The organism is Parendozoicomonas callyspongiae (assembly GCF_023502345.1).
Classification (GTDB): domain Bacteria; phylum Pseudomonadota; class Gammaproteobacteria; order Pseudomonadales; family Endozoicomonadaceae; genus Sansalvadorimonas; species Sansalvadorimonas callyspongiae.
Window position 1 is genome coordinate 87415 of sequence record NZ_JAMFLX010000009.1, and the last position, 15983, is coordinate 103397.

The following is a 15983-nucleotide window of genomic DNA, read 5'->3' on the forward strand; positions in this document are numbered from 1 at the left end:
TTCTATTTCAACTCTTGGTACACTTCTCTTTTATTTCCCTAAACCGTTCATGGATGTCAGTGTGGGTATACAAACATACCTGGTTGGTGGTGCCGTTCGCGATGAGCTTCTGGGGCTCCCGGTAAAAGATAAAGACTGGGTTGTCACAGGCGCCACACCCGAAGATATGATCAAGAAGGGGTTTCGCCCTGTAGGGCAGGATTTCCCGGTATTTTTACACCCAAAAACCAAAGAAGAATATGCGCTGGCCCGTACAGAAAAGAAGTCGGGTCATGGCTATGCCGGGTTTACCTTTTTTACCTCTCCAGATATCACCGTTGAAGAAGACCTCCTGCGCCGGGATCTCACAATCAATGCCATAGCCAAGGACGATCAGGGAAACCTGATTGACCCATATCGCGGCCAGAAGGATATTCAAAAGAAATTGCTGCGTCATATTTCCCCAGCATTCCGCGAAGATCCTCTGCGCATCCTGCGTGTAGCACGGTTTGCTGCACGCTTTGCTCCCTTGGGATTTCAGGTGGCAGATGAAACTCGTGAACTAATGCGGGAAATGGTTCAGGAAGGAGAAGCAGCCTGGCTTGTTGCCGAGCGAGTCTGGCAGGAAACTTTGAGAGCACTGGGTGAGAATGATCCTGCACGATACTTCTTTGAACTGATCGAAGCCGATGCCCTTAGCGTTGTTATGCCTGAAATTGCCAGCAACTTTCAAAGTTTATCGTCAGTGCAGGCAAAAGCACTGACTCTTGCCCAAAAAGATAATGCCGAAGCAGAAATTCGTTTTGCCTGTGCAGTTAACTCTGCAGCCCAATCAAACTTCGATAATGTTCAGTCCCTTTGTACTCGAATGAAGACACCAAAGCAGTTCAAAGAGGTTGCCGAACTATCAGCAAAATTACTGGCTATCTGGCAGGAAGAACCTTTTTCACCTGAAGTACGTTTGAGTATTCTTCAGCAAGCAGACGGGTTTCGTCGTAAGGATCGTTTTTTCCTTATTCTTAGAGCCTGCTCATTTCTCTGTGAAGCTGCTGATAAGAAAGCCTTTCCGAAGGATCAATTAATTTCAGACTTGGAAAAGTGCACCCAGATCGCAGTGAAGGCATTTGTTGATCAAGGATTAAAAGGCAAAGAACTTGCCGAAGCTATTCAGGCAGAAAGATTAAGAGTCATTTCACTTTAAGATAACAGGCAGCCTGAAAGTATCAGGCTGCCTGCAAATGAACTGTATCCAACCCAATTAAGCGTCCATCCGGCAAAGCCATTTGAACACCTTCAGGTATATCTGAAACCTGCTTGCTGCATAACCCCAATTGGTCAAGCACACTGTCAGCCTGGGGCTGGTAGTATGACTCTTCAACAAACAGCTGGGCATAAGTCGGCTCTGGCTGATCCCAGCATGCCAGAATATCGATATCTGCAGCACAGTATACTGATGGCCGCACACGCCCAAGCTCATATTCAATGCGCTTGCACTCTTTACGAAACTCACGGGGTGATAAAGCGCTGGTCAGGCTGGCAACTGCATTGAAGTAATCCGGCCCATAGCCAACGGTAGACGTCGTTTTACAAACCGGGCTTAGCCAGATTTCTTCAAAGCTCTCAAGTAAAGCACCAATCATGGCGGGAAATTTCTTTTCCGCTTCATAATTACTGCCAAGCCCGATCACATAGCGATATTTCACTGACAGGGAATTCCCATTTGCTCACGAGTGCGATAACACTCAATTCCAGCAACAGCATCACGCAATGCATGAGGCTTACGGATTTTCAGCTTAACATCCGTGACCGGAAATTCTGCAAGAATAATTTTTACAACGTCACCTGCCAGTCGTTCCAGCAGGTGAAAGCGGCTTTCCTGACAGAAAGTTTTTACGCGACGGCTCAGAGCTGCATAGTCAAGCACATCATGAATTTCATCACTGGTAAAAGCATTAGTGAAATCTGTACCGAGTTCCAAGTCCAAAACTAAAGGCTGTGGCTCTTCATGCTCCCAGTGATAAAAGCCAATAATTGCCTCCACATATAAATCACTAATCAGAACCTTATCCATACCTGCCTCGAATAATGCCAACCAAGAAAAACGAAAATGACAGGCGCGCGATCACGCGCCCGGTTTGAATCTATGTTATACCGCTTCCAGCTCAGACATAGGCCAACGGGGAACTGGCCGGATGCCTTCTTCATCAACCTGCCCCGCCTGTAAACGACAACTGCCTGCATAAGCGATCATGGCACCGTTATCGGTGCAGAACGCCGGACGAGCATAGAACAGCGAGGAGCCTTCTCCTACAACCATCTTATCCAGTTTGGCCCGCAATCTTTGGTTGGCACTCACACCACCAGCAATTACCAATTGCTTAAGGCCTGTCTGACGCAAAGCGCGGCGACATTTAATCGCCAGAGTATCAACAACGGCTTCTTCAAAAGCCCGAGCTATATCCGCTTTGGTCTGTTTCTCACAATCTTCGCCTCCATGCTCTGCAACTGTATTGCGGGTGAATGTTTTCAAACCACTGAAACTGAAATCCAGTCCGGGGCGATCTGTCATTGGACGAGGAAATTTAAACCGTCCACTTGTTCCCTTTTCAGCCAGAGCCGCAATACGGGGGCCGCCTGGGTAATCAAGTCCCAACATCATAGCGGCCTTATCAAAAGCCTCACCAGCAGCATCGTCAACGGACTCACCCAGAAGCGTGTATTCTCCCTGGCGCTGCACTTCCACTAACTGGGTATGACCGCCTGAAACAAGCAGGGCAACAAAAGGAAACTGTGGAGGATTCTCTTCAAGCATCGGGGCAAGCAGATGGCCTTCCATATGGTGAACACCAATTGCGGGGATTTCCCAGGCCCAGGCAATGGATTTAGCCACAGAAGCTCCAACCATCAGTGCTCCAATCAGGCCTGGCCCCCGGGTGTAGGCGATGGCTTCAATATCGCTCTGAGAGCAGCCTGCCTCCTTCATTACTTCATTAATGAGAGGAAGAACCCGGCGCACATGGTCGCGGGAGGCCAGTTCCGGCACCACACCACCATAATCATTATGCATATCTATCTGGCTGTAGAGCGTATCTGCCAGCAGCCCATGCTCTGTGTCATAGATTGCAATACCGGTTTCGTCGCAGGATGTTTCGATGCCAAGAACCTTCATGGGGCGGGATATTCTCGTATAGCTCAGTCCAGAGGGACGCAATAATAGTGTGATGAAGGTGGCGAGTATACATGCTGAAGGAAAGCGAAACACTAGGTAGGTTTTCCTTCCTATATATATGTTGTGTACTACCTAAAATTACCGTTCCCTGCGTCAAATACCCGTCCTCCCTGACCAATATGACAGAACTACTTGACAGGCGGCTATTGACCCACTCCTCCTTGACCTCTAAAATTCGCGCCTTTGCGGATACCCTTCTATCCTGTTGGGTAATTTGCTCGGTCACTTACGACCACATTTAAACACTTGATATATATAAGGAAGGTGAGGCCCGCATGCCTGCTGTCAAAGTTAAAGAAAACGAACCCTTTGATATTGCCCTGCGTCGTTTTAAGCGCTCCTGTGAAAAAGCCGGTATTCTGTCTGAAGTTCGCCGTCGCGAACATTACGAGAAGCCGACTGCAGTGCGCAAGCGCCAGGCAGCAGCAGCAGTCAAGCGCCACCTGAAGAAATTACAGCGCGAGCAGCGTCGTCGCGAGCGTCTGTATTAATTCAGACCGGGTTAACCGGATCTCTCATTGCTGGCCTGGAGTCTGTTTCAACCGTGTTGACTGACGGGTGACTCCAGTCTGAATCTTCAATACACCCGATCAGGGATGGCTTACATGTCTGCCAACAACCTGAAGCATCGCCTCAATGAGGCCAAAAAAGATGCAATGCGTGCCAAGGATAAGGATCGCTTATCTGTGGTTCGCATGGCATTGGCCGAGTTCAAGCGGGTCGAGGTGGATGAGCGTATTGAAGTGGATGACTCTCGAGGACTGGCTCTGCTTGACAGGATGGTTAAGCAGCGGAGGGAATCTGCGTCCCAATATGCCCAGGCAGAACGCCATGATCTTGCCTCAAAGGAAGAGTTTGAGATAAGCGTTCTGCAAGGGTTCCTACCCCAGCCCCTAACCGATGATGAAATCAACGGTTTGATCGAATCTGCGATTACAGAAACCGGTGCCAGCTCCATAAAAGAGATGGGACAAGTCATGGGCATCCTCAAACCCCAGGTGCAAGGTCGCGCCGATATGGGTGCAGTCAGCAAAATGCTGAAAGCCAAATTGAGCTGAAACAGGTTTTCAGACAGATTTATCCCCTCCAATCTGTGATACCTTTTTACTTCGGACACAACCACCCGAGATATTTGTCTGCCTCCCAGTTTGCGGCAAACAAATCATTTTTATTTTCTTAACACCCAAATAAGCTGTTTCAGACACTATGGCCGGACTGATTCCACAAAGCTTTATCGACAACCTGCTTGCCCGGACAGATATTATCGAAGTGGTCAGTGACCGCATCACCCTGAAGAAAGCTGGCCGTAATCACCAGGCTCTGTGCCCGTTCCATAAAGAAAAGTCCCCCTCATTCAGTGTCAGTCAGGACAAACAGTTCTATTACTGTTTTGGTTGTGGTGCCAGTGGCAACGCCGTGGGCTTTGTCATGGATTATGACCATATCGGTTTCCCGGAAGCTGTTGAACTGCTGGCCCGACGTGCGGGACTGGAAGTTCCCCGTGAAGGCGGTGCCAAACAAAAGCGCGAACGTTATGATACGCTCTACCAGATCCTGGAAAAGTCTGCCGAATGGTATTCCGGTCAGCTGCGAAGTCATAGCAGCGCCAAAATCGCCCAAAATTATCTCCGGCAAAGAGGCCTTGATGGCCGGATAGCGAAACAGTTCCAGATTGGATATGCCCCTCCCGGCTGGGACAACCTGATGGAAACTCTGGGCAGTACTCCCGAACGCAGCCAGCTTTTGCTAGACGGCGGACTTGTTGTTGAAAATGAAGAACGCAAGTCAACCTACGACCGCTTCCGCAATCGCATCATTTTCCCAATTCGCGATTTGCGTGGCCGCACCATTGCTTTTGGTGGACGTGTACTGGGTGATGATAAGCCGAAGTATTTAAATTCCCCCGAAACTCCGGTTTTTCACAAAGGCAGGGAACTTTATGGTCTCTATGAAGCTCGTCAGGCCAACAGATCTCTTGAGCAGATTCTGGTCGTTGAGGGCTATATGGATGTTATTGCCCTGGCCCAGCAAGGGATCACCTGCGCTGCTGCCACCCTGGGTACTGCCACAACATCCGATCACCTGAATCAGCTGTTTCGCCATACCAGCCAGGTCATCTTCTGTTTTGATGGTGACAACGCTGGTCGCCAGGCTGCCTGGAGAGCTCTGGAAAATGCCATCCCCGGAATGGACGACGGCAGGCAGATACGCTTTCTGTTTCTCCCTCAAGGGGAAGACCCTGATTCACTGGTTCGAAAAGAAGGCCCTGATGCATTCCTGTTCCGGTTAAAGGATAAAAGTCAGGCACTGCCATTTGATGATTATTTTTTCCGCCATTTCGAGCAGGAGATTGATACCAGCACCCTCGATGGCAAAGCTCGCCTGGTTCATATCGTCACCCCATATATTCACAAGCTTCCGGAAGGGACATTTAAAAGCCTGATGCTGAAAAAGCTTGGCGATATCAGCGACCTTGGAACAGAAGCTGTCTCATCAATTATTGAATCCAAACCGGAACCGCAATCACCATCAATTTCTCAGCAAGAACATGCTGCCACTGAATCCTATGAAGAATATTCAAACCGATTCAATGCAGGTGATACCCAGCCAGCATATGCGCAGCCATGGTCTCAGCAACCGGGAAGGCATAAATTCAAACGACAGGGGCAAGCTGTTCCTGTTCCGGGTATTCGATTAAAACCTGCAAAAAGAGCTCTTCGCCTGCTGCTGGCCCAACCAAGACTGGCAGAAATGATTGACCCGGCCAAACTGGATATCGCCAGCCCCGACGAAGATGTTCGTCACCTTATTGCTTTGACTGAATCTCTGCGAAAAACTCCTGCGGATAGCACTTACGGTCTGCTGGGCAGCTGGTTTGGTACCCGCCTCGGTGAACGGCTAAATGAGCTGCAGAAAATCGATATGCCGATTTCCAATGCAGAACATGTTATTAAACAGTGCTTTAAACAGTTATCCACTGACGTACAAAGTAAAAAAGATTCACTCAGTGCAAAAGAACGATTATTGCAAGCTACCAAAAAAGGCAAAAAGGGCTGGCTTGTTGATCGCCAGGAGCAACAACAAGAAGCAAACTCAACAAAAGACTGATACACTCCCTTGAAAAACTGGCAGCGAATCCCCAAATAAAAACATTCCCGGCAATGTCGCCTTCCAGACACAGGGATAACAAGGCTGCCTTTTGTCTATTAATGCTCTGGCACAGGAACGCCAAGCCATCCCAAAATGGTCATAGATTTACCGGATTGTCGCATTCAACGTATGGCATACGGCAAGGCCTGTACGCTATAATTGGCCGCTTAACATTCAAGCGCCGGGAACATTTCGTTGTGAAAAGGTCTCGCTGTTAAAGGGTTGATATGTCCGCAAATTCTCAACAACAATCCCGACTGAAAGAACTGATCAGCCGCGGCAAGGAACAGGGCTACCTGACCTATGCGGAAGTCAACGATCACTTGCCGGATGATATTTCCGATCCGGAACAGGTCGAAGACATCATTCGCATGATCAACGACATGGGGATCAAGGTCTGTGAGACCGCCCCAGACAGCGACTCTTTGCTCCTGAATGATGGTGATGGTAATGAAGCTGCTGACGAAGATGCAGCCGAAGAAGCCGCAGCTGCACTTGCTGCAGTAGAGCAGGAAGCTGGCCGTACAACTGACCCTGTACGCATGTATATGCGTGAAATGGGTACTGTAGAGCTGCTGACCCGCGAAGGCGAAATTGTGATCGCCAAGCGTATTGAAGAAGGTCAGCGTGAAGTGATGACAGCACTGTCTCACTTCCCCGGAACCGTTGCCATGGTTCTTAATGATTATGACCGAATCGTTGAAGAAGAAGGTCGTCTGAGCGACCTCTTCAGCGGTTACATTGACCCTGAGCCTGAAGAAGAGCCAGAACCAGAGGTTGCCGAGGACGAAATTCCTGAAGACGCCCTGGAAGATGACGATGACGATGATGACGAGGAAGAGGCGAATACCGGACCAGATCCTGAAGAAGCCAAGATCCGTTTTGGCGAACTGCGTGAATGTTTCCAGGAAACATTAACAGTCATCGAGACTTACGGTCGCAAAACTCCAGAAGGCAAGGCAGCCCTCGCCAAACTGGCTGAGCTGTTCGTCACCTTCAAGTTGGTTCCGCGCATTGCCGACTTCATGGTTTTCCGTGTTCGTAACGCTCTGGATCAGATTCGCTCCAACGAACGTAGCGTTATGCAGCTGTGTGTTCGTCGCGCCAAGCTGCCACGTAAAACCTTCCTGTCCCGCTTCCCAGGCAATGAAACCAACCTGGAATGGCTGGACACACTAATCAGTGAAAATCCCGGGCAAGCAGAAGCTCTGGAACTCCAGCGCATTGAAATTCTTCGTGCCCAGCGCAAACTGAGAGCTGTTGAAGAAGATATCAACCTGCCACTGGTCGAAATCAAAGAGATCAACCGTCACATGTCCATCGGTGAGGCCCGCGCCCGCCGAGCCAAGAAGGAGATGGTTGAAGCCAACCTTCGACTGGTTATCTCTATCGCCAAGAAATACACCAACCGCGGCCTGCAGTTCCTGGATCTGATTCAGGAAGGCAACATCGGCCTGATGAAGGCCGTAGACAAGTTCGAATACCGTCGTGGTTACAAGTTCTCCACCTATGCAACCTGGTGGATTCGTCAGGCGATTACCCGCTCTATTGCTGACCAGGCACGAACCATCCGTATTCCGGTTCACATGATTGAAACCATCAACAAGCTGAACCGTATTTCTCGCCAGATGCTACAGGAAATGGGTCGCGAGCCTACTCCTGATGAACTGGCAGAGCGCATGGAAATGCCGGAAGACAAGATCCGCAAGGTTCTTAAGATCGCCAAAGAGCCCATCTCTATGGAGACTCCAATTGGTGATGATGAAGACTCCCATCTGGGTGACTTTATCGAAGATACTGCGATCCACTCTCCAGTGGATTCTGCAACTTCTGAAGGTCTGCGCGAAGCAACCCGCAATGTACTTGGCGGCCTGACAGCCCGTGAAGCCAAAGTCCTGCGTATGCGTTTCGGTATCGACATGAACACTGACCATACCCTTGAGGAAGTGGGCAAGCAGTTCGACGTTACCCGTGAACGTATTCGCCAGATCGAAGCGAAGGCACTGCGCAAGCTGCGCCATCCAACCCGCTCCGACCATCTGCGTAGCTTCCTGGACGAGTAATCATCTCCTCCAATCGAGATAGGGTGGAGCCTCACAGCTCCACTCCTCCCACAACACCCACATACGGATCCGTACTGGGCGTTTCGGTCAGTTGAGCGTCTACTATTACCACAAACATGGTAATAGTAGAGTCCGTGATACGAGACAACTGCTCACCACTCTCACTCTGTACCGTTCAGGCCTTCACTGACCAAGGTCAACTACTATGCCGTCTGCTGATTTTCCTGAACCCCCAACACTTCCAGAAATGGAAATAGACCCAGTTCCAGCTGAGGCCAGTTAAAAAACCCCACGCTTTATCAGGATGGGGTTCTGCAGCGTCTTAATCACCCTGGAATCACCATCAGGACTCCCAGAGCATTAACGGAGAGGGATGCCATCCCTCTCTCTCCCAGCAATCAGGATTATTCCTGATCCTGCATGTTAGCCAGCTCTTTGATGCTCAGCTTGATACGGCCGCGGTTATCCACGTCCAGAACCACAACCTTGATCTTCTGACCAACCTTCAGGTAATCATTTACATCGTTCACACGCTCTTCAGCGATCTGGGAAATGTGAACCAGACCATCCTGACCAGGCAGGATGTTAACGAATGCACCGAATTCTACGATACGTGCAACAGTACCTTCGTAGATCTTGCCAACTTCCGCTTCAGCAGTAATGCCGTGAACCTTGTCGTATGCAACCTGACAGGCGTCCTTGTTTTCACCGTAGATCTTAACAACACCATCATCAGTGATATCAATAGAGCAGCCAGTCTCTTCACACAGACCACGGATAGTAGAACCACCCTTACCAATAACATCACGAATCTTGTCGGGATGAATTTTCAGAGTCATGGTCATTGGTGCGTTTTCGTTCAGCTCGGAACGAGGTGCAGCAATAACGCGATTCATCTGCTCAAGGATGGTCATTCGGGCAGCCATGGCCTGCTCGAGTGCAATTTCCATGATTTCTTCAGTAATACCCTGAATTTTGATGTCCATCTGCAGGGCAGTAACACCTTCAGAAGTACCGGCAACCTTAAAGTCCATGTCGCCCAGATGATCTTCATCACCCAGAATATCGGTCAGAACAGCAAAACGATCACCATCCTTGATCAGACCCATGGCAATACCGGCAATAGGAGCCTTCAGAGGCACACCGGCATCCATCAGAGCCAGGGAAGTACCACACACGGAAGCCATGGAGCTGGAACCGTTAGATTCAGTGATCTCAGACACAACACGCAGTGTGTATGGGAACTCTTCTTCGGTTGGCAGCAGCGCAGACACACTGCGGCGAGCCAGTCGACCGTGACCAATTTCACGACGACCAACACCACCCATACGACCACACTCACCTACAGAATAAGGAGGGAAGTTATAATGCAGCATGAACGCATCGCGACTTTCACCTTCCAGCGCATCAATCAGCTGCGCATCACGAGTAGTACCCAGAGTGGTAGTTACCAGCGCCTGAGTTTCACCACGGGTAAACAGTGCAGAACCGTGTGTTTTTGGCAGAACGCCAACTTCAATATGAAGAGGGCGAACAGTTTTGGTGTCACGACCATCAATACGCAGATTACCGCTGAGGATAGAGTCACGAACGTGAGCTTTTTCCAGTTTAGCGAACAGGCCAGAAACTTCTGCAGAAGAAGGACCTTCTTCTGCAACAAACTGCTCAACCGCCGCATTGCGAATTTCGGCCAGGACAGTGTTGCGAGCCACCTTGTCATGGGTTGTATATGCAGAAGCGATCTTGTCACCGAAGGCAGTAGACAGAGCGCTCATCAGCTCAGTGTTAACTTCTGGCACACTCCACTCACGAATAGGCTTGCCAGCTTCAGCAGCGAACTCTTTAATTGCAGTAATAGCAGACTGGTAACCCTCATGGGCAAACAGAACAGCGCCCAGCATTTCATCTTCTGTCAGCTCCTGAGCTTCGGATTCAACCATCAGAACAGCGCTGTCAGTACCAGCAACAACCATGTCCAGCTCAGATTCTTTCAGCTCTTCGAAAGACGGGTTAAGCATGTAGCCACCCTTCTCTTCGTTAAAGCCAACTCGTGCAGCACCGATAGGGCCTGCAAATGGGATACCGGAGATAGCCAGAGCAGCAGAAGTTGCCAGCATACCCAGCATGTCAGGATCATTCTTCTTGTCAGTAGACATGACAGTAATGATGACCTGAACTTCATTCATGTACCCCTTAGGGAACAGTGGACGAATAGGACGATCGATCAGACGGGAAGTCAGAGTCTCTTTTTCGCTGGGACGACCTTCACGCTTCAGGAAACCACCAGGGATTTTACCGGCAGCATAGGTTTTTTCCTGGTAGTGAACAGACAGAGGGAAGAAGTCCTGACCTTCACGGGCAGAGCTCGCACCAACAACAGTTGCCAGCACAACCAGGTCACCCATGGTTGCCAGAACAGCACCATCAGCCTGACGAGCAACACGACCAGTTTCCAGAGTGACCGTCTGATCACCAATTTCAAACGACTTAGTTACAGGATTCACATTTATTTCCTTTCAACAATCAAATAAATCTGATTGATAACAATGCCGCCTCTTACTGGGATGCAATCCGGAATACGGCTACTCATTCCGCACTCGGGATTGCACCCAAATGTGTATCAGCCTGTATCAATCAGCTCTTATTGGTTGTAAAACCCCCTTGGCTCTACACCCTCAACCCACCAAGGGTAAACCTTTTGATGGGATTTTTATAACAAAACACCGCTGCTTTAATCCTTTTGCCTTAAAGCTCAGGATTGCAGCAGCGGTGCTTGCGGCTACCCCCCCACTCTGGAGGCCAGCACACCGGAAACGTCAGCCTCCGGCTTTAATCTCATATCTGCCAGCAAAAAAAACCAACCGATGAGAGATAACCAGAATCTTAGCGACGCAGGCCCAGACGCTGGATCAGAGAACGGTAACGCTCAACGTCCTTCTTCTTCAGGTAGTCCAGCAGGCTACGACGCTGGTTTACCATGCGGATCAGACCACGACGGGAGTGGTGATCGTGGATGTGAGCCTTGAAGTGAGACTGCAGACCTTCAATGTTAGCAGTCAGCAGGGCAACCTGTACTTCAGGGGAACCAGTATCGTTCTCACCACGGCCAAAGTCTTTAACGATCTCAGCCTTGCGCTCAACAGTCAGGGACATTCTATTAACTCCAAAAGAGAATATGCATTTAACAATCAAGGAATGGCCGCGCATATTAACAGCCACCCTCGTTACAACTACTCTTTACAAAGAAAATGCAGCCAAGGCTACAATTTCAACAAGAGCGTTCCGGCAAAAGGCGTATTCTAACCCCATATTCAGGATTATTCACCCGGGTTTTTCGCCCTTTACATGATGAAAGCGCCAACACGCCTTCAACTCATGGATGTTTCTCTCAAGGCAACCCAGCGAAAACCGAATCAGTGGTTAGACTGGGCTACCAGCCTGCGTGGTGCAACCAGGCCATCATCCTGAATCTCACCTATGCCCAGGAAAACATTAGGTTCACCCTCAACACTTCGGTAGATACGGACAAAACCGGAAGTCGGCGCACGCGGAACCTGAACAGGCTGCCCCTGGGTTACATAGTGGCTGCTATTTGCACCCAGAAGAACGGAAGGCCAGTGACTGACCGCCGAATCCTGAGCCAGCAGAATGTTATCCAGCGCAACATGGCCGCCACCATCACGGATCTCTTCGAGCTGTTCCAGAGTATAGGACTGCTCTTCCTCATAAGGACCAGCTTTCAGGCGACGAAGATCGGCAACATGGGCACCACAGCCCAGCATTTCACCGATATCTTCCACCAGGGTACGAATATAGGTGCCTTTGCTGCAGTCCACTTCCAGCACCATTTCATCACCACGAAACTCCAACAAAGTCAGGCGATAAATATTGACCTTGCGAGCCTCACGCTCAATTTCGATACCCTCACGGGCATACTGATAGAGCGGCTTACCCTTATGCTTCAGGGCAGAGAACATGGAAGGAATCTGCTCAATCGGGCCGCGGAACTTGGCTAGGACGGGCTCAAGATCGGATTGTGTAACAGCAACCGGACGCTCCTTGACAACCTCACCTTCAGCATCGCCAGTGTTGGTACGAATACCCAGTTTGGCAACTGTTCGGTAGCTCTTGTCAGAGTCCAGCAGATACTGGGACAACTTAGTTGCTTCACCCAGGCATACGGGAAGAACCCCCGTTGCCAGAGGATCAAGACTGCCGGTATGGCCAGCCTTGGCCGCACCATACAGTCGCTTCACTCGTTGAAGCACATCATTGGAGCTGCCACCGGCAGGCTTATCAATAACAACAATACCGCTGACCGGACGGCCGCGAAAACGTCTACGACGAGACATAACTCTTTCTTACTCCTGACCACCACTGTTTTCATCAACAGACGTCTTATCGTCAGCAACCGCCTCATCAATCAAAGACGACAGACGACGTCCACGCACCAGACTTTCGTCATAGCGGAAACGCAGCTGCGGGGTAAAACGCATACGCATGCGCCGGGACAACTCGGTACGCAGATAGCCTGCTGCTTCGGTTAAAACCTCAACAGCTTCGTTAATGGCTTTCTCACCATCTATACCGAGAAAAGTCACATGGACAGTGGCAAAAGCCATATCTCGACTAACATCCACACCGCTCACGGTCACCATGCCGAGGCGGGGATCTTTCATTTCCAGCTGCAGAACAGTGGCCAGCTCTCTTTGGATCTGGTCGCCCACGCGCTGGGTTCTACTAAATTCTTTTGGCATAACACGCGCTTTGAATGAAGTACGTCCGCATTTATGTTGCGCCATTGTCCGGCAGAACATTACGGGCGGCAATAATAAAAAAGCGCACGGAAGGAATAAACCTGCCGCGCGCCTTGCCAGTTCAGCGCATCACTTACAGTGAGCGTGCAACCTCAACAGACTTATACACTTCGATCTTGTCGCCGATCTTGACGTCATTGTAGTTCTTAACGCCAATACCACATTCGTGACCCTTGGCAACTTCCTTGACGTCATCCTTGAAGCGACGCAGGGATTCCAGCTCACCTTCGTAGATAACAACGTTTTCACGCAGTACGCGAATACGCTCGCTGCGATAAACGGTGCCTTCGATAACCATACAACCGGCGATCGCGCCAATCTTAGGTGCACGGAAGACATCACGAACCTCGGCCACACCGACGATTTCCTCACGGAATTCTGCTTTAAGCATACCGGTCAAGGCTTGCCTTACATCGTCAATGATGTCGTAGATTACACTGTAGTAGCGTAGATCCAGACCTTCATTCTCAACGATGCGACGGGCAGAAGCATCAGCACGAACGTTAAAGCCAACCAGAACAGCATTGGAAGCCAGGGCCAGGTTAGCATCGGTTTCAGTCAGACCACCAACACCGCCGAAGATAACCTTCACATCAACTTCGTCATTACCCTGTTCATGCAGTGCTGCTGTAATTGCTTCCAGAGAACCACGCACATCGGTCTTCAGTACAACCTTGAGGGTACGCTTCTCTGCTGAGCCCATGTCCTTGAACATGTTTTCCAGCTTGGCAGCCTGCTGGCGGGCCAGTTTGACCTCACGGAACTTACCCTGACGGAACATGGCAATTTCACGAGCTTTACGCTCATCCTGAACAACCAGCATTTCATCACCGGCATCCGGCGTTCCATCAAGACCAAGAATCTCAACTGGAATAGATGGGCCTGCAGTATCAATAGTCTTACCGTTCTCGTCGAGCATGGCACGGATGCGACCGTACTGCTGACCAACAAGCACGTTATCACCACGGTTCAAGGTACCAGCCTGCACCAGCACAGACGCAACAGGACCACGACCTTTATCCAGACGGGATTCGATAACCACGCCCTTGGCAGAACCTTCAGCAACAGCTTTCAGCTCCAGAACTTCAGACTGCAACAGAACGGATTCCAGCAGCTCATCAATGCCCTGACCAGTGTGGGCAGATACATGTACAAACTGGGTGTCACCGCCCCACTCTTCAGGGATAACCCCCTGAGCGGACAGTTCATTCTTAACACGATCCGGATCAGCCGCTTCCTTATCCATCTTGTTCACAGCCACAACAACCGGTACACCGGCGTCCTTGGCATGCTGGATAGCTTCTTCAGTCTGAGGCATCACACCATCGTCTGCCGCTACAACCAGGATAACGATATCGGTGGACTTGGCACCACGTGCACGCATGGCGGTAAACGCCGCGTGCCCAGGAGTATCCAGAAAAGTGATCATGCCGCGATCAGTGGTCACATGGTAAGCACCGATATGCTGGGTAATACCCCCGGCTTCGCCAGACTGCACCTTAGCCTTACGAATGTAGTCAAGCAGGGAGGTCTTACCATGGTCAACGTGACCCATAACGGTAACAACCGGTGCACGGGAAACTTCTTCACCCGTGGTTTCGCCTACTGCATCTTCCAGAGACTCTTCCAGAGCATCAGCGTTAACCAGCTTAGGTTTATGACCCATCTCTTCAACGACGATAGCCGCTGTATCCTGGTCAATGACCTGGTTAATGGTCACCATAGTGCCAAGCTTGAACATGTACTTGATCACTTCGGCAGCCTTAACCGCCATCTTGTTAGCCAGTTCGCCAACAGTGATGGTTTCCGGAATAGCTACTTCACGTACAACAGCGGCAGTCGGCTTGGTAAAGCCATGCTGCTCAAGCTCTTTGGACTTGAACGGCTTGCGGGACAGCGGCCTGTTACGGCCATTACGATCATCACGACCACCACGGGCATTCTTACCACCCCTGCGACGACGGTCACCATCACCACGATCATTGCTCTCGCCTTTCTTCTTGGCAGGGCGACGACGGCGACGATCATCATCAGCCGGTGGTGGTGGCGGTGCAGCCGGATTCACGCCAGGAGCCGCAGCTGGGCGGCGATCATCACCTGCACGCGCCGGACGACGGTCATCACCTGCACGAGCTGGGCGACGGTCATCACCTGCACGTGCCGGACGACGATCATCACCTGCACGAGCTGGGCGACGATCATCACCTGCACGAGCTGGGCGACGATCATCACCTGCACGTGCCGGACGACGCTGCTCGTTTTCTTCAGTCTTGCGACGGACTCCGTCCTTGCGGCGGGCATCCTCTTCGCCACGACGAGCCTTCTCTTTTACACGAGTCTCGTCTTCTTTCTTGCGACCATCAGTACGACGCTTCTTTTCAGCCTCGATATCTTCATTCGCTTCTGGCTTAACATAAGTACGCTTTTTGCGCACTTCCACGTTAACAATCTTGTTCTTACCGGAACCACCAGACACTTTCATCTGGCTTACGGTCTTGCGCTTCAGGGTAACCTGCTTGGGTTCAGCGACAACTGGCTCAGCCGGTGCGCTTTCACCGCTATGGGAACGACGAAGGTGAGCCAGCAAAGCGGCCTTCTCTGCGTCTGAAACAGGTTGATCTGCCTTTTTATGGGACAAACCCGCGTCATTCATCTGCTTAAGCAGGCGTTCAACCGGAGCTCCGACCACCTCGGCAAGTTGTGATACCGTTACATCTGCCATATAAACTTCTCCTCTCAGTGGCC

13 protein-coding genes are annotated in these 15983 nt (G+C 50.6%); 5 read left to right on the top strand and 8 right to left on the bottom strand.

From position 1 onward, the window contains the following. The first annotated feature begins 61 nt into the window (after positions 1 to 61). Positions 62 to 1180: a hypothetical protein gene (locus M3P05_RS08455; protein WP_249699097.1), complete on the top strand. Its 1119-nt coding sequence runs from the start codon at positions 62 to 64 to the stop codon at positions 1178 to 1180. Between the two features lie 22 nt (positions 1181 to 1202). On the opposite strand, the gene M3P05_RS08460 is transcribed toward M3P05_RS08455, so the two are convergent. The 3 genes from M3P05_RS08460 to tsaD form a co-directional block, all read right to left on the bottom strand. Continuing rightward, positions 1203 to 1682, bottom strand: coding sequence for a 2-amino-4-hydroxy-6-hydroxymethyldihydropteridine diphosphokinase (locus M3P05_RS08460; RefSeq protein ID WP_249699098.1), 480 nt, complete (start codon positions 1680 to 1682; stop codon positions 1203 to 1205). Beyond that, a complete protein-coding gene (gene folB, locus M3P05_RS08465) occupies positions 1679 to 2050 on the bottom strand; it encodes a dihydroneopterin aldolase (RefSeq protein WP_249699099.1) in 372 nt (123 codons plus the stop codon). The genes M3P05_RS08460 and folB overlap by 4 nt, the downstream gene beginning before the upstream one ends. Positions 2051 to 2125: 75 nt before the next feature. Beyond that, positions 2126 to 3148 (bottom strand): tRNA (adenosine(37)-N6)-threonylcarbamoyltransferase complex transferase subunit TsaD, encoded by a 1023-nt coding sequence (tsaD, locus tag M3P05_RS08470; protein WP_249699100.1) that lies wholly within the window; start codon positions 3146 to 3148, stop codon positions 2126 to 2128. Between the two features lie 335 nt (positions 3149 to 3483). Here tsaD and rpsU point away from each other — a divergent pair, with 335 nt between their 5' ends. The 4 genes from rpsU to rpoD all read left to right on the top strand — a co-directional run bounded on the left by rpsU (position 3484) and on the right by rpoD (position 8421). After that, complete coding sequence (rpsU, locus tag M3P05_RS08475) at positions 3484 to 3699, top strand: 30S ribosomal protein S21 (RefSeq protein WP_249699101.1); 216 nt, start codon at positions 3484 to 3486, stop codon at positions 3697 to 3699. A 114-nt stretch (positions 3700 to 3813) separates the two neighbouring features. Continuing rightward, complete coding sequence (locus M3P05_RS08480) at positions 3814 to 4266, top strand: GatB/YqeY domain-containing protein (RefSeq protein ID WP_249699102.1); 453 nt, start codon at positions 3814 to 3816, stop codon at positions 4264 to 4266. A gap of 148 nt (positions 4267 to 4414) precedes the next feature. After that, on the top strand, positions 4415 to 6316 hold the full coding sequence (gene dnaG / locus M3P05_RS08485) for a DNA primase (protein WP_249699103.1): 1902 nt from the start codon (positions 4415 to 4417) through the stop codon (positions 6314 to 6316). 269 nt (positions 6317 to 6585) lie between these two features. Then, entirely contained in the window at positions 6586 to 8421 is a 1836-nt protein-coding gene (gene rpoD / locus M3P05_RS08490) for an RNA polymerase sigma factor RpoD (protein WP_249699104.1), read from the top strand. Between the two features lie 404 nt (positions 8422 to 8825). On the opposite strand, the gene pnp is transcribed toward rpoD, so the two are convergent. The 5 genes from pnp to infB form a co-directional block, all read right to left on the bottom strand. Then, positions 8826 to 10925, bottom strand: coding sequence for a polyribonucleotide nucleotidyltransferase (pnp, locus tag M3P05_RS08495; protein WP_249699105.1), 2100 nt, complete (start codon positions 10923 to 10925; stop codon positions 8826 to 8828). A 379-nt stretch (positions 10926 to 11304) separates the two neighbouring features. Continuing rightward, positions 11305 to 11574, bottom strand: a complete 270-nt coding sequence (gene rpsO / locus M3P05_RS08500) for a 30S ribosomal protein S15 (RefSeq protein ID WP_249699106.1) — start codon at positions 11572 to 11574, stop codon at positions 11305 to 11307. 260 nt (positions 11575 to 11834) lie between these two features. Then, the gene (gene truB, locus M3P05_RS08505; RefSeq protein ID WP_249699108.1) at positions 11835 to 12773 is read right to left on the bottom strand and encodes a tRNA pseudouridine(55) synthase TruB; all 939 of its coding nucleotides are present in this window, start codon (positions 12771 to 12773) and stop codon (positions 11835 to 11837) included. 9 nt (positions 12774 to 12782) lie between these two features. Next, positions 12783 to 13178: a 30S ribosome-binding factor RbfA gene (gene rbfA / locus M3P05_RS08510; protein ID WP_249699109.1), complete on the bottom strand. Its 396-nt coding sequence runs from the start codon at positions 13176 to 13178 to the stop codon at positions 12783 to 12785. Between the two features lie 133 nt (positions 13179 to 13311). Continuing rightward, positions 13312 to 15960, bottom strand: a complete 2649-nt coding sequence (infB, locus tag M3P05_RS08515) for a translation initiation factor IF-2 (protein ID WP_249699110.1) — start codon at positions 15958 to 15960, stop codon at positions 13312 to 13314. Positions 15961 to 15983 lie beyond the last annotated feature (23 nt).

Bases quoted from the DNA above. Each gene is read 5' to 3' on its own strand.
- folB (WP_249699099.1), bottom strand. From the start codon at position 2,050: ATGGATAAGGTTCTGATTAGTGATTTATATGTGGAGGCAATTATTGGC.
- tsaD (WP_249699100.1), bottom strand. From the start codon at position 3,148: ATGAAGGTTCTTGGCATCGAAACATCCTGCGACGAAACCGGTATTGCA.
- rpsU (WP_249699101.1), top strand. From the start codon at position 3,484: ATGCCTGCTGTCAAAGTTAAAGAAAACGAACCCTTTGATATTGCCCTG.
- M3P05_RS08480 (WP_249699102.1), top strand. From the start codon at position 3,814: ATGTCTGCCAACAACCTGAAGCATCGCCTCAATGAGGCCAAAAAAGAT.
- dnaG (WP_249699103.1), top strand. From the start codon at position 4,415: ATGGCCGGACTGATTCCACAAAGCTTTATCGACAACCTGCTTGCCCGG.
- rpoD (WP_249699104.1), top strand. From the start codon at position 6,586: ATGTCCGCAAATTCTCAACAACAATCCCGACTGAAAGAACTGATCAGC.
- rpsO (WP_249699106.1), bottom strand. From the start codon at position 11,574: ATGTCCCTGACTGTTGAGCGCAAGGCTGAGATCGTTAAAGACTTTGGC.
- truB (WP_249699108.1), bottom strand. From the start codon at position 12,773: ATGTCTCGTCGTAGACGTTTTCGCGGCCGTCCGGTCAGCGGTATTGTT.
- rbfA (WP_249699109.1), bottom strand. From the start codon at position 13,178: ATGCCAAAAGAATTTAGTAGAACCCAGCGCGTGGGCGACCAGATCCAA.
- infB (WP_249699110.1), bottom strand. From the start codon at position 15,960: ATGGCAGATGTAACGGTATCACAACTTGCCGAGGTGGTCGGAGCTCCG.